General features: G+C 48.4%; 12 protein-coding genes and 1 pseudogene. 2 read left to right on the top strand and 11 right to left on the bottom strand.

The window, feature by feature from the left end; translation table 11 throughout:
* From D479_RS19310 to D479_RS19290, 6 genes are all read right to left on the bottom strand, one after another.
* A partial coding sequence (locus tag D479_RS19310) for a TrkA family potassium uptake protein (protein ID WP_008640449.1) occupies window positions 1-664 on the bottom strand: 664 nt, incomplete at its 3' end.
* Window positions 665-805: 141 nt separating this feature from the next.
* Window positions 806-1,831 (bottom strand): cytochrome d ubiquinol oxidase subunit II, encoded by a 1,026-nt coding sequence (locus D479_RS19305; RefSeq protein WP_008640447.1) that lies wholly within the window; start codon window positions 1,829-1,831, stop codon window positions 806-808.
* Window positions 1,828-3,189: a cytochrome ubiquinol oxidase subunit I gene (locus tag D479_RS19300; RefSeq protein WP_008640445.1), complete on the bottom strand. Its 1,362-nt coding sequence runs from the start codon at window positions 3,187-3,189 to the stop codon at window positions 1,828-1,830. Before D479_RS19300 ends, D479_RS19305 begins: the two co-directional genes overlap by 4 nt.
* Window positions 3,190-3,246: 57 nt before the next feature.
* The gene (locus D479_RS20900) at window positions 3,247-3,399 is read right to left on the bottom strand and encodes a hypothetical protein (RefSeq protein ID WP_193743903.1); all 153 of its coding nucleotides are present in this window, start codon (window positions 3,397-3,399) and stop codon (window positions 3,247-3,249) included.
* Between the two features lie 44 nt (window positions 3,400-3,443).
* Window positions 3,444-5,267, bottom strand: coding sequence for an ABC transporter ATP-binding protein (locus tag D479_RS19295; RefSeq protein ID WP_008640444.1), 1,824 nt, complete (start codon window positions 5,265-5,267; stop codon window positions 3,444-3,446).
* A gap of 15 nt (window positions 5,268-5,282) precedes the next feature.
* Window positions 5,283-7,040: an ABC transporter ATP-binding protein gene (locus D479_RS19290; RefSeq protein ID WP_008640443.1), complete on the bottom strand. Its 1,758-nt coding sequence runs from the start codon at window positions 7,038-7,040 to the stop codon at window positions 5,283-5,285.
* 342 nt (window positions 7,041-7,382) lie between these two features.
* Between D479_RS19290 and D479_RS19285 the strand changes: the two genes are divergently transcribed.
* Window positions 7,383-8,222 (top strand): mechanosensitive ion channel family protein, encoded by an 840-nt coding sequence (locus tag D479_RS19285; RefSeq protein ID WP_008640442.1) that lies wholly within the window; start codon window positions 7,383-7,385, stop codon window positions 8,220-8,222.
* Between the two features lie 97 nt (window positions 8,223-8,319).
* Here the strand turns inward: D479_RS19285 and D479_RS19280 are convergent, their stop codons facing one another.
* The 5 genes from D479_RS19280 to cbpB all read right to left on the bottom strand — a co-directional run bounded on the left by D479_RS19280 (window position 8,320) and on the right by cbpB (window position 13,678).
* Window positions 8,320-9,609: a hemolysin family protein gene (locus D479_RS19280; protein ID WP_008640441.1), complete on the bottom strand. Its 1,290-nt coding sequence runs from the start codon at window positions 9,607-9,609 to the stop codon at window positions 8,320-8,322.
* 73 nt (window positions 9,610-9,682) lie between these two features.
* Window positions 9,683-10,798: an N-acetyldiaminopimelate deacetylase gene (locus tag D479_RS19275; protein WP_008640440.1), complete on the bottom strand. Its 1,116-nt coding sequence runs from the start codon at window positions 10,796-10,798 to the stop codon at window positions 9,683-9,685.
* Between the two features lie 60 nt (window positions 10,799-10,858).
* Entirely contained in the window at window positions 10,859-11,578 is a 720-nt protein-coding gene (gene dapD / locus D479_RS19270; RefSeq protein ID WP_008640439.1) for a 2,3,4,5-tetrahydropyridine-2,6-dicarboxylate N-acetyltransferase, read from the bottom strand.
* Between the two features lie 61 nt (window positions 11,579-11,639).
* The gene (locus D479_RS19265) at window positions 11,640-13,121 is read right to left on the bottom strand and encodes an MDR family MFS transporter (RefSeq protein ID WP_035387996.1); all 1,482 of its coding nucleotides are present in this window, start codon (window positions 13,119-13,121) and stop codon (window positions 11,640-11,642) included.
* A gap of 86 nt (window positions 13,122-13,207) precedes the next feature.
* Window positions 13,208-13,678, bottom strand: a complete 471-nt coding sequence (cbpB, locus tag D479_RS19260; RefSeq protein WP_008640437.1) for a cyclic-di-AMP-binding protein CbpB — start codon at window positions 13,676-13,678, stop codon at window positions 13,208-13,210.
* A 258-nt stretch (window positions 13,679-13,936) separates the two neighbouring features.
* On the opposite strand from cbpB, the pseudogene D479_RS21145 reads away from it, so the two are divergent.
* Window positions 13,937-14,018 (top strand): annotated as a pseudogene (locus D479_RS21145) (hemolysin D); the annotation flags it as partial.

The raw sequence follows: 14,018 nt of genomic DNA, 5'->3' as shown, positions 1-14,018 counted from the left end.
AATCTTCAACAACGAGGTTCTTCTCGAACCGGCTGATATCTTTATCGGCCCCGATGACGATCAGGACATCCGTTTCCCGGATTTCTTCACTAGCCATCGGAGAAACGATGACGTCTTTATGGCGTTTGATTGCCACGACGTTACATCCGTACTCGGCACGGATATCCAGATCAACAAGCGTTTTTCCGCTCATTTTACTGCCGGCCTTCACTTCGACGACGCTGTGATCATCAGAAAGCTCGATATAATCCAGAATATTATTGGAAATGATATTGTGCGCGATCCGTTTCCCCATATCCCGTTCCGGGTGGACAACTTGATCGGCTCCGATCTTGTTCAGGATTTTCTCATGGTAGTCATTCTGCGCTTTAACCGTAATTGTTTTAATTCCCATTTCCTTAAGGATCAGAGTGGTCAGCATACTCGCCTGGATGTTGTCACCAATCGCGACAATCACATGGTCGATGTTGCGGAATCCCAGTTCTTTTAAAACGTGTTCGTCCGTTGAATCAGCGATGACGGCATGAGAAGCGATATCTCTGTACTCGTTGACTTTATCTTCATCCAGATCGAGGGCTAGCACTTCCATCCCTTCCCTGCTCAACTCACGGCATATGCTGCCGCCGAAACGACCCAGTCCAATGACTGCAAATTCTTTTTTCATGATTGTTCCTCCATTTATCAGGCCAAATGTACATCCATTCTATCATAAAAGAAAGGCGAATGTTATGCCAGTACCGATCGATCTTCCTTTCACAAGGTTAGCATAAAAAAGGAACGCCCGCTGCTGCAGACGTTCCAATCATTAGACCCTGTATCTATTTTTCCCTTTTACATATTCTGCGTCGAACAGGAACAGGCGCATCAACAGGATCAGGGAAGGGATGAGTAACAAAAGCCCTGCGATGAATACAATGACAAGTGCAACAGCCATCGCGTCATTTGTCACTCCGCTTGTCAAGGTTACGAAAGGCTTCAATAGATAAGGCAGGTGGGAAGCTCCGTAGCCGAAGAAGGCAAAGAAGAACTGGACCATGACGGCGATGAACGCCCATCCATAATGTTTCCCTCTATATACGAGAAAGACGGCAAGCATAAAGGCTGCGACAGAGAGGCCGAATACCCACCACAGATCAAGCGCCTTGTTGAAATGCTCCTCGTTCTGCTGACTGAGGGCAATGAATGTCGTCAGACTGGCGATAATCGCAGGGGAACTCCAAAACAAGGCATAACGACGGACGAGATTAAGAGCAGGCTGATCATCCGCTCTGTGAGCGTAATAGCTGAGAAACATCGAGCTGATATACAGAACGGAAACAATCGCAAGGAACACGACACTCCAGGAATAAGGGCTGGTCAACAGTTCTCCGACGAGCAGGTGAACCCCGTCCGCCGTCTCTTCGATGTAACCCCCTTCCGAGATCGTCAACCCGGTCGAAAGCGCAGCCGGAATAAGCAGTCCGGTCGCCCCGTACAGGAACATGTAGAAGCTGTTATTTTTCGATCCATAATTCTCAAAAGCGTAGAATGAGCCGCGGATGGCAAGGAGAACAATGGCGATGCTGCCCGGAACGAGCATGGCCTGACCGAAATAGTAGGCCATATCCGGGAAGAATCCGATCAGACCGACGAAGAAGAACACAAAGAATACGTTCGTCACTTCCCAAACAGGAGATAAATAGCGGGAAATCAGTTTATTTATCACATGGTCCTGCTTCGTCAACCTGGCATAATAGGCGAAGAAACCAGCGCCGAAGTCGACGGATGCTACGATTAAATACCCGTAAAGGAACAGCCACAAGACGCTGATCCCAATCAATTCATAGTTCATTCATCGGCCTCCTCTCTCGCTGCTGCCACCTGCGGATATCGTCGTTCCATTTCAAGCTCGGCTGGTCTCCCCTTAAAGATTTTTCGCAGGGTAAGGATACACCCGAGGGCAAGCACCAAATAAAGGACGGCGAACAGGACAAACATCTGGGTGACATAAGGTGAGGTCGTCGCACCCTCGGCAACGGTCATAAACCCGCGCAGGATCCATGGCTGCCGGCCGACTTCCGCAAATATCCACCCGAATTCGACGGCGAGCATGGACAATGGTCCGGCAAGCGCAATTCCCCAAAGAAGCAGCGGATGATACGTATTCCACTTCTTCACTTTCCAGAACACGAGGAACAACAGGGAAATGCCGAGCAGGTAAAATCCGATCGTCACCATCAGATCGAACATATAGTGTATCCATAACGGCGGAAGTTCTTCTTCAGGAGTTTCATTCAGACCTTCTACTTCCGCCTGGAAATCGCCGTGAGCAAGGAAGCTCAGAGCGTTTGGAATACGGATGGCGTTCTCCACCTCATTATTCTCATTAAGTCTTCCAAAAACGACAAGGTCTGCTCCTTCCTCCGTATCGAAGTGCCATTCTCCTGCAGCAAGCTTCTCCGGCTGGTGTTCAGCAAGGAATTTCGCTGATAAGTCCCCGGCAAGAGCCGTCAGAATAGCAAAAATGAACATCATGGAAACCGTTAATTTCAAAGCTTTCTTATGATAAGCACTTCCTTTTTTCACTAAAATAATAAAAGCGGCTATACCAGCAAGGATGGCGGCTGCTGTCAAATAGGATGAAGATACGACGTGAAATACCTTTGTCGGAGTTGCAGGGTTGAACATCGCTGCAATTGGATCGACTGCCGTGAAACGACCGCCTTCCAGGTCGAATCCCTGCGGCGTGTTCATGAAGGAGTTGACCGTCGTGATGAAAAAGGCGGACATCGTCCCTCCAATCACCACAGGAATGGACAAAAGCCAGTGATGGATCGGGTTTTTGAACCGGTCCCACGTATATAAATAAATGCCCAGGAAGATCGCTTCGAAGAAGAAGGCGAACGTCTCCATGAAGAGCGGCAGAGCAATGACGTTACCTGCGATCTGCATAAAGCTCGGCCAGATCAAAGAAAGCTGCAGGCCGATCGCGGTTCCAGTCACGACCCCAACGGCTACGGTGATGGTATAACCGCGGGTCCATCGTCTTGCCAGTAATGTATAGTGAGGATCTTTCTTCCGGATCCCGATAAATTCAGCGACGGAAACGAGCACAGGAACACCGACTCCGATCGTTGCGAAAATAGCATGGAATAACAGAGTCATCGCCGTCAGTGACTGACTTACGGCGACGTTATCAAAATCGAACATGAATCTTCCTCCTAACGAACTCGTGGTAATCTATCCGATACACTTAGTATAATGCGGTCATTCCACTTCGTGGGCAGTCAGTGTTGACGATTTTGTGACATACTTCACAAACTTCACATTTCCTTCAAAAATCCTTCCGTTCGACATTACTCGTTTACCCCTTCCGGCACGGATCGTAACAGGATCTTCCACAAAAAAAGAAGCCGTCATGACTGACGGCTTCCATATTTACAAGAAATGAATATTCAATGGAATTACATAGCATCGAGCATGCGGAACTGGGCTTTGACTAATTCGTAGTACTCCCCTTTAGCATCCATCAGTTCCTCGTGGGACCCGTGCTCTAAAATTTTCCCTTGCTCGAGTACGAAGATGTTGTCTGCTTCCCTGATCGTCGACAATCGGTGAGCGATCATGATGGCTGTCCGGCCTTTCAGAAGTCTTTTCAGCGCCTGCTGGATTTTCACTTCTGTTTCCGTATCGATACTCGCTGTCGCTTCATCCAGTATTAAAATCCTCGGGTCAGCAAGAAGGGCGCGGGCGAAGGATAAGAGCTGCCTTTCCCCTGCAGACAGAATGCTTCCTCTCTCTTCTACTTCCGTTTGATATCCTTCACTGAGTCTTTGGATAAAACCATCGGCTCCAACAACCTTCGCAGCGTCCATGACTTCTTCATCGGATGCACCGGGTCGTCCGAAGCGAATGTTCTCCATGATCGTCCCTGAGAAAATGAATGTATCCTGCAGGACGACACTGATCTGCTGGCGGACACTATCGATGGTCGCATCACGAAGATCGACACCGTCGATTTTTACAGAACCTCCCGTCGGGTCATAAAAGCGGCTGATTAAGTTCGCGATGGTCGATTTACCGGAACCGGTATGGCCGACGAGGGCTACCGTCTCCCCTGCCTTCATCTCCAATTCTATGTCATGGAGAGCAATTCGCTTCTCATCATAGGCGAACCGGACGTGATCAAATTCGATGTGACCTTTCATATCTGTCAAAGTAACAGCGCCGGCCTTTTCTTCCACATTCGGTTTCTCATCAAGAAATTCAAAGATCCGCTCGGATGCGGCCATGGCCATCAACAGCTGATTGTAGACCATGCCGAGACGTGAAATCGGCTCCCAGAACATTCCCAGGAAGAAGGCAAAGGATACGAAAGTACCGATTTCCACATCGCCTTCAAGGATAAGATGAGCTCCGAATGCGACCAGAATAATGGTACCTGCGGCATTACTCATCTCGACGAATGGCCGGAACATGGCACTTTTTCTAGACGCCGTATTCCAAGATGCGAAGGTGTCGCTGTTGACACCATCGAAGTATTCCGTATTTTCCCTCTCCTGTGAGAACGACTGGGTTATTCTTACGCCCTGCAGACTCTCATTCAAATGGGAATTCAAGCGCGACTGCTGGATCCTCACATCCTGCCAGGAGCGGCGTATGTTACGCCTGAGCTTCGTCGAAATGTAAAACATGATCGGCATGATGACAAGAACGGCGAGGGCAAGCTTTGGACTCAGTACAAATAGAATGACAATAATTCCGGTCAACATGACGATGTCCATCAATAAATTGATAATTCCATTTGTGAACAATTCCTGAAGGGAGTTGATATCGTTCATGATCCGCACAAGAATAGAACCGGCGGATCTGGAATCAAAGAACTTATGAGACAAGCGCTGGACGTGGGAAAACAAATGCTGTCTCAAATCGTATATGACGTTTTGACCAAGGATGTTGACATATTTAATCCGAAGAATATTGCCGACATAGCTGAGCCCGTATAAAACGGCGATTCCAACGACAAGCTCGATCAATAAATTGGTATTGCCGTCTTTAATCGCTATATCGATGGCCACTTTTCCGATCAGGATTGGAACGACAAGCCGGACCAGCGTCGAGACCAGCATTGCAATGATGGAGATTGGCAGCAGCGTCTTGGCGTACGGCTTTATGTAAGCAAGCAGACGCCACATTTGTCCCCAGTTAAACGGCTTCTCAATGGCCTGGTCCTGTGTATATTTGAAACGATTCAAATGCTTATTCGTTTCTGTTTTTTCAGCAGACATCTTCACTCCTCCTTCTTACGAAACGTTGGATGCGTTCAGTATTTTTTCTTTATCCTGGTATTGGATATCATAGATCCGTTGATATGGGCCGTTATTGTGTAAGAGATCATCATGGACACCACGCTCCTTGATTTCTCCATCTTCCAGCACCAGGATTTCATCCGCGTGCTTTAAGGAAGAAATCCGGTGGGCGATGATGAACGTCGTCCTCCCTTTCATCACTTCCTTTAGTGCCTTCTGAATCTGGAATTCTGTTTCCATATCAACCGCGGATGTTGCATCATCGAGAACGAGGACAGCCGGGTCGATTAGAATCGATCGTGCAATAGCAATCCTCTGTTTTTGTCCACCGGAGAGTCCCATCCCCCGTTCACCGAGCAGCGTATCATAGCCGTCGGGCATTTCCATGATGAAGTCGTGTGCCTGAGCACGCTTGGCTGCCTCGATCACTGCGTCTTCGGAAGCATCAGGATCGCCATAGGCGATGTTTTCCCTGATGGTCGTCGAAAACAAGAAAGACTCCTGAAGAACAAAACCGATATTCTTCCGCAGGGATTTCAAGCCATAATCCGAGACAGGATGGTTATCGATGAGCACCTCTCCCGCCTCCGGTTCATAGAAGCGTGTAATCAGCTGGGTAATGCTCGTTTTTCCCGAACCAGTCGGTCCGATCAGGCCGATCGTTTTGCCGGGAGGCGCATCAAAAGAGATATGCTTCAATGCGGAATCATCCCCTTCGACATACGTTAAGGTGACATCGCGGAAGGTGACATGGCCATTTAGACGATCAACGGACAGCGCGTCCTCCCTCTCCTGGATGTCTTCTTCCGCCTCTAATATCTCTAGCAGACGCTCTCCGGATGCTTTGGCTTGAGAAAACAGGTTGATGACGAAACCGATGTTCATGAGCGGCCCCAGGATATACCAGACGAGACTGAAGAAAGCGACCAGCTCCCCAAGCTGCAGCGAGCCATTGACAACTAAATATCCGCCGTAAGCCAGAAGTGCGACGACGCTAACATTTCCAATAAATTCCATTAGAGGGAAGAACTTTGCCCAGATGTTGGAAGATGTAATGAATTTAGAGCGATAATCGCTGCTGCTGTCCGAGAAACGACCGATTTCGAAATTCTCGCGGGAAAGGGATTTGACCGTATTCATGCCGCTGATGTTTTCCTGCACCCTTGTATTCAACTTCCCGAATGACTTACGGATTCTTCGGAATGCGGGGTGGACTTGAATTTCAAAGCGGTAGACGACCACGGCAAGAAAAGGCATAGCAGCCATCGTAATGAGCGCAAGAGGTACAGAGAAATAAAACATGACGCTTAAACTGATAAGGATGAGCAGGACGATACGAACGAGCTCCGAGAATCCCATGGACAGAAAGAAACGGAACCCTTCGACGTCCGCCGTCAAGCGCGACATCAAATCTCCCGTCTTCGCATTGTCGTAATACTTGAAAGAAAGCCTTTGCAATTTCTTGTACAGCCCGTCACGCAGGCGATAGACAGAGCGGATCCCGAAGTAATCGCCGAGATACTGATGGTAATAAGTAGCAATACCCTTGATTACCATCAACAAGAGGAAAACCGCGCAGATGTAAGGGATCCACTCGTACCGTCCCCCTGCCACGACGTCATCGATGGTCACCTGCAGAACAATGGGATAGACGACTGTAATAGCCGTCACAAAGAAAAGTGAGAATAGAGATAAGAAGAAATATTTCCGATAGGGCCAGTAGAATGCCTTTAATTTCCTGAATGTTTCCATAGATGCCCCTCCTTTTTGTTTATCGTCCGATGGGAAATTTGTTTCGGAACATAACTATAAATATATCGGGTATCGAAATATTTTTCCACCTATTCGACCCAATTTTTAAAATTTTCTGTCCTTTACCTTCAAACAACTTTCTAAGAATTCCATCTTATTGTGGAAGAACGATACACCCTGAGGTAATAAGAAATGCTGAGAAAGGCTGAAAAAGGAAGGAATACGGCAGCAAGCATTCGACATCTATCTACAAATTCATCCTTAATCGTTGAAATCCCCCTGTGATTTCCGATATCCTATGTAGGAGCAGTAGAAATTGGAAGACAGGAAGGAGTTTTGACTTTGAACATTTTTGAAGAGGGATTTAAATTTAATGCGGCAGAGCTGGTGGACAGCCTTATTTCTGTCGGCTTGGAAATCATCGTATTATTAATTGCGTTTGCTATCGTCAAACCGCTTGGTTCGAAAGCGATCGGTGCCGCAATCGATCGGATGGGTCAACAGCGGAAATTATCGGAGGGGCGCACAAAAACCCTTCATCGTTTGTGTGTCAATTTATTTTCTTATGTATTGATCGCCATTCTGATCATGATGTTGCTCACTGCTGTCGACATCAATATCGGACCGCTTCTTGCCGGTGCCGGTATCCTTGGACTTGCGATCGGTTTCGGTGCGCAGGGACTTGTGTCCGATATCGTGACCGGTTTCTTCTTATTATTGGAGCGTCAGGTCGAAGTCGATGATTACGTAACTGCCGGCGGGTACGACGGAGTCGTGGAAGAGGTAGGTATCCGCACGACGAAGATCCGCAGCTTTGACGGTACGCTCAATTTCGTACCGAACCGCAACATTTCAGGCGTGGCGAACCACTCCCGCGGAAATATGCGCGCCCTTGTTGATATTGGCATCGGCTATGATGAGAATATTGACGAAGCTATGGCGGTGCTTCAGAAGGTGGCTGATGACTTTGCGTCCGATGAGCGTTTCAAAGAAGGTCCGAACGTCCTTGGTGTCCAAAGCCTTGGTTCTTCCGATGTCGTTATCCGTATCCTCGGAAAGACAGAGAACATGGAACAATGGGCAGTGGAACGCGATATGAGAAAAGCGATGAAGGAAGCCCTGGACGCTGCCGGCATCGAAATTCCCTACCCACATCAAGTTAACATACGCAAAGAAGCATAAAAAAAGACCCTGATGGGGTCTTTTTTTATTGGCGAAGGAATGTCCTATACGCTTGTTCATGCTATTCTCAATTCCCAAGACCCTCCGGCCGGACCTTTTATTCGTAACCCCGGATCACTTCCACCTTTTTGATCTGCCCCCTGTCGACACCGATCACGCGGAACTGGTAATCCTCCGCTTCGAGCACCGTCCCTTGTCCTGCTTCATAATCTTTCATATAGACCCATCCTGCTATGGTATCGACATCCTGTCCGGTCAGGTGGAGATCAAAGTAGTCATTGATTTCCTGAAGCGGCGTCTTTCCTTCCAAAAGGAAGTGACCATTCTTCAGGCGTTTGATATTTCTCTCCTCCGCAGCATCGAACTCATCCCGGATTTCTCCGACGATTTCCTCAATAATATCCTCAATCGTGATGATACCGGCAGTACCTCCGTACTCATCGATCAGTAAAGCGATATGGCTCCGCTCTTTCTGCATCTTGACGAGTATTTCCTGAATAGGTACATTCTCGAACACCTTCATAATCGGGCGGATATACGGCCGGATGTTTATATCTTTGGAGCCGTCTTCATATAAAAGTTCCTTCATATGAATTAAACCAATTACGTTGTCTTTATCCCCGTCCACGACCGGGTACCTGGTAAAGCGGTTCTGCTTCATTTCTCGTTCTGCACTGGCGATGGATTGGTAAGCATCAAGGACGACCACCTCTGTCCTCGGCACCATGATTTCCTTCGCCATTCGATTGTCAAATTCAAATATCCTGTCTACATACGTGAACTCGGAGTGGTTGATTTCTCCGCTTTGGTAACTCTTCGTCAAAATATGGCGGAGTTCTTCTTCCGAGTGTACCTCTTCCGCTTCCTTGACGACTCCAAACCCGAGCAGGCGGACAAGCAGATTAGCTGATCCGTTCAAAAGAACGATCAGAGGGTACATAATTTTACTATAAAGGAGAAGCGGCCGCGCCAGACGCAGACTCAGCTGTTCCGCTTTTTGTATCGCTACGGTTTTCGGTGCCAGCTCTCCTAAAACAACATGGAGGAAAGTGATGACAAAGAAAGCGACAGCGAAGGAAAGCGTATTTGTAAAGCCTGCCGGCAGCGAAAGGGAACCGAACAGTGGATGGAGCAGCACTTCAAGCGTCGGTTCACCGAGCCACCCTAGACCCAGCGCCGTAATCGTAATGCCCAGCTGGCAGGCAGATAAATAATAGTTCAAGTTTCGGACGATCTTCAGCGCCATCTCAGCCCGCTTGTTTCCTTCCTGCGCTTTCGCTTCCAAACGCGTCCTTCTTACCTTAACGATAGCAAACTCACTGGCAACGAAAAATGCCGTCAATGCAATCAATAATGCAACGGCGATTAATTTTATGGTGGATTCCATCCGCAAACCCTCCTCCTGCATACATCAAGCCTACTTTATTGTTTGCTTGTATATAGCAGGTATGCATGGGTATCTATAGTCCGCGGATCGTTTGTTCGACAACATCCACACCGACGGTGAGTGCTGTCTCTTTAGGTTTCAGCGTTGCATGATGGAGGCCGGCATCAGACTCTACACCGAGCCAGAACATAAAACCAGGAATTTCTTTGATCATATATCCAAAATCTTCTCCTGTCATGGCCATCAAAGCTTCCTTGTACTGGTAATCCGATTGTTCTACAATTCCTCGGAACTGCTTCACGTATGTGTCGTTATTGAAAACTTGATGGTAGTTTGATCCGTAATCGATGTGAATTCGACAGTCATCAGCAATTTCAAATCCTGTGGCCACTTTTTCGATCTCTTTCTTCACCCGGTCCATCGCTTCCGGTGATAATGTACGGATCGTCCCTTCCAGACGGGCCGTTTCAGCGACGATGTTCTGCACCGTGCCTGCTTCCACTTTCCCGATCGTGATGACGGCACTGTCCAGTGGATCGACTCTTCTCGCGACAATTTGCTGCAAGTGGGTCACGAATGTACTGGCACTGACCACCATATCCCGTGTCAGATGCGGAAATGCTGCATGCCCGCCAAGTCCGTGAAAATCGATAAACAGCTCACTTGTATTGGCAAACAGGAGACCTGGTTTGGAAGATACTGTCCCGACAGGCAGTTCCGGTGCAATATGAAGCCCGAACAGGATGTCCGGACGGAAGGCTTTCATTTCCTCCGCCTGCATCATCGGCTCCGCACCGCCCGGCCCTTCCTCTGCAGGTTGGAAAAGAAACACGACATCATCTTCTGTCGGCTTTTCCGCCAGACGGGTGAGAGCCCCGAGTGCGATGGTCATATGAAAATCGTGTCCACACGCGTGCATCCTCCCCGGGTATTCCGAGGCAAAGTCGTAGCCGGTCTGCTCCGTCAACGGTAATCCGTCCATGTCGGCCCGGTAGCCGATTGTCTTCGCTCCTACAGTTCCTCTGACTCTGACAAAAATTCCGGTCCTCCATGTCTCAACAACCAAAGCCTCCTGAGGAAGGCCGGCAATATAGTTCAATAAATAACGCTGGGTTTCAAATTCCTGAAAGCCGAGCTCCGGAATACGATGTAATTCTCTTCGCACAGCTGTCAACTGCTCTTGCTGCATGGTGGTTCCTCCTTATAAGAAAGGCCTTGCTTTGCCAGCAAGGCCCTGTAATTCGTTAAATTAATTGTCCAGTTTACGCAGTTCCTGCTTGATCTCGGTTTTCGACTTCGTCTGATCATCGATTTCCTTAAGAACTTTCGCAGGGGTACCGGCAACAAGTGTATTCGGCGGAACATCTTCCGTTACAATCGCTCCGGCAGCAACAACAGCACCTTCACCGACGGTTACGCCCTCCAGTACTACAGCGTTCGCACCGATGACAACGCCATCCTCGATGACAACCGGTTTAGCGGATGGCGGCTCAATAACACCTGCAAGTACGGCTCCAGCACCGATGTGGCAGTTCTTCCCTACTGTTGCGCGTCCTCCAAGAACCACGTTCATATCGATCATCGTACCTTCCCCGATTACAGAACCGATATTGATCATGGCACCGAACATGATGACGGCTCCATCTCCGATCTCTACTTGGTCGCGGATGATAGCACCAGGCTCGATACGGGCATTGATATCTTTCATATCCAGCAGTGGAATCGCGGAATTACGGCGGTCATTCTCTATTACATAATCCGCAATCTTAGACTCGTTTGCTTCAAGAACCGATTTAATGACTTTCCACTCTCCGAAAAGGACGCCGGAAGTACCGGAGACGAAATCCTGCACTTCTTCTCCGAATTCGATACTTTCAAGATCGCTCCCTTTGACGTAAACTTTGACCGGTGTTGATTTCTTGCTATTTGAAATGAATGAAATGATTTCATTAGCGTCCATCTGCTTCATGTTGTTTCCTCCTCTATGTATTTCTTTCCCCCTTTACTTTATCAAAGCACCGTGCCTAATTTCAATCCTCTTTTTTCGGAAGTTGCAGAATTAAAAGAAAACTGACAATGGCGAGCACCAATAAACCGATGTAAACAAGGTGCAGGCCGTCCGTGAGTCCGTCCTGCAAAACACGAAGCTCCTCCGTCGTTAAATCGCCCCGGCTTTCTTCCCTAAGCAGGGAATTGGCGGAATCGACTCCGAGCGAATCAGCTAAGCCTGCTTCCTTGATCGTACCTGCAAGCCGGCTGTTCAGGAGGCCTCCTAAGAGTGCCGCCCCCACGGCACTGCCGATCGTCCTCATGAACATATTGGTTGCTGTCGCGATCCCCCGCTGCTTCCAAGGCACGGCATTTTGAATGGACACAATGAAAGAGGTCGACGTCAGACCCATTCCAATCCCGATGAATAATGAAGCACAGGCGGCGAACCACGGACCTTTATCAGGTGTAAGCATGGTAAAGACCGCTCCCCCGATAATAAGGGAAACTCCTCCGATCCATGCGGTTGGTCTATATCCTATTTTCAGGATGAGACGTCCTGCAGCCGTCGAAGCAATCGGCCAGCCGATCGACATAGTCGTTAAGGTGAAGCCCGCAACGGTCGCAGACTGCTCCATTACTCCCTGGACGAATGCAGGCAGGTAGCTGCTGACGCCGATCAGAATCATTCCTGTCGTGAGAGAAGTGAGGTTGGCGTAGCGGATGGAAGGGATTTTCCATAACTCGACCGGAATCATCGGGTCTGCTATTCTTCTCTCATGAAAGACAAAACTTAAAGCCCCCGCTGAAGCTGCAGCAGCAAGTCCGGCAATTGGAAGCGAGCTCCACTCGAGTCCCGTACCTCCTTCTACAAGGATAATCATGACAGTACTGATGGTAACGACCACCAGTAGCGACCCTGTCCAGTCAACCGAACGCTTTTCTTTGACCTTTTCCTCCTTAAAGAAAAGCAGGATACCTGCGAGAGCCAGCAGGCCGAGCGGAATATTCATCCAAAATACGTAATGCCAGCTGAGTATATCCACAAAAAAACCGCCCAGAACGGGACCTGTAACAGCAGAAATCCCCCAGACGCTCGAGAGGTAGCCTTGGATCTTCGCCCGCTCCTCTTTCGTGTAGATATCGCCTACAATCGTCGTCGCAATCGGCATCAAAGCACCCGCTCCGAGTCCTTGAACAAGCCTTGCCACGATCAATACTTCCATAGAAGGAGAAAGTGCACTAATGACCGCTCCCGTTAAAAACAAGCTGATTCCGACCATGAAAATCGGTTTTCGACCATAAACATCGGACAGTCTGCCGAACAGCAGAACCGTAGAGGCATTGGTCAATAAGTAGGCGGAGAATACCCAGCTGTACAAGCTGAACCCACCAAGGTCGGCCACGATGCTCGGCATAGCCGTCGAAACGATCGTCGCTTCGATGGCTGCCAGGAACATGGCAAGCATAATCGAAGCAAGGACGAGTCCCCTTCTCTGTCTGTTTTTCTGCAAAGGATTCATCCCCTTTATCTATGTAATCGCTTTTACTATACTACAAAAATAGATGACATCAGGAAGATGCCATCTATTCCGGTATAGTTTTTGTATTATGCATTCGATTCGTTCATCGTGTGTTTGAAGGTTTCGTGGTAGTGTTTGCTGAATTGTTTTAGTATCGTGCGGCGGGTGACGATTCCGTCAAATTCGCCTTCCGGATTGGTGACGCAGACAAAAGGAAAATCAATCAGTTTATGAAGGGCATCGATCATCGTATCGTCCTGTTTAAGGCACGGTACCTCTTTATCCATCACTTCCGACACCTTGATATCCGATAAGTGATGAAGCTCGAACCTTTCCATTCCCAACGTTTCCTCCAGTATCTTTGTCTTACTGATCACCCCTTGGAATTTGTACGTAGGGTCCAGTACAGGAACTGCAGAATAGCCTGATTTCACGAGGACGAGCAGCGCGTGCTCCAAAGGATTGCCTACCTGCACGTGGGCGACCTTCTCTGATGGGATCATGATCTCTGATACGAGAGGGATCCTCAATGTTTCTGTTTCTTCTATACTTACCATAATCATGTTCACTCCTTTGTTCAACATCTGAAGGAGCAGAAAGAGACGCTCTAAGGAACCATTACATAGTTTAACATAGATCAAGCCTGATCACGAACCGCAATTTCCGACAATTCTCTCTCTCTGACGCATTCGGACGACTATCTATTACCCACTATTTGGATAACATCAAACCTCTTCTTTCTGCTTCCCTTTATAAATCACTTTTATAGGCGTATAATGAACACACCTGATAGTATTGGAGTGGAATAGATGGAAATGATGACACACACCTTCTCGAAACGCGAGGAAATAGCGAATGCTGTGACGCACGGGATAGGGGCTGTCCTGAGTGCTGCCA

The sequence above is a fragment of the Halobacillus sp. BAB-2008 genome, from assembly GCF_000328325.1.
Classification (GTDB): Bacteria; Bacillota; Bacilli; order Bacillales; family Halobacillaceae; genus Halobacillus.
This window is presented reverse-complemented; position numbering and strand designations above follow the sequence as displayed.

Excerpts from the sequence above, each read along its gene's own strand:
- D479_RS19305 (WP_008640447.1), bottom strand. The coding sequence starts at position 1,831 with ATGAACTATGAATTGATTGGGATCAGCGTCTTGTGGCTGTTCCTTTAC.
- D479_RS19300 (WP_008640445.1), bottom strand. The coding sequence starts at position 3,189 with ATGTTCGATTTTGATAACGTCGCCGTAAGTCAGTCACTGACGGCGATG.
- D479_RS20900 (WP_193743903.1), bottom strand. The coding sequence starts at position 3,399 with ATGACGGCTTCTTTTTTTGTGGAAGATCCTGTTACGATCCGTGCCGGA.
- D479_RS19295 (WP_008640444.1), bottom strand. The coding sequence starts at position 5,267 with ATGTCTGCTGAAAAAACAGAAACGAATAAGCATTTGAATCGTTTCAAA.
- D479_RS19290 (WP_008640443.1), bottom strand. The coding sequence starts at position 7,040 with ATGGAAACATTCAGGAAATTAAAGGCATTCTACTGGCCCTATCGGAAA.
- D479_RS19280 (WP_008640441.1), bottom strand. The coding sequence starts at position 9,609 with ATGGAATCCACCATAAAATTAATCGCCGTTGCATTATTGATTGCATTG.
- D479_RS19275 (WP_008640440.1), bottom strand. The coding sequence starts at position 10,798 with ATGCAGCAAGAGCAGTTGACAGCTGTGCGAAGAGAATTACATCGTATT.
- dapD (WP_008640439.1), bottom strand. The coding sequence starts at position 11,578 with ATGAAGCAGATGGACGCTAATGAAATCATTTCATTCATTTCAAATAGC.
- D479_RS19265 (WP_035387996.1), bottom strand. The coding sequence starts at position 13,121 with ATGAATCCTTTGCAGAAAAACAGACAGAGAAGGGGACTCGTCCTTGCT.
- cbpB (WP_008640437.1), bottom strand. The coding sequence starts at position 13,678 with ATGGTAAGTATAGAAGAAACAGAAACATTGAGGATCCCTCTCGTATCA.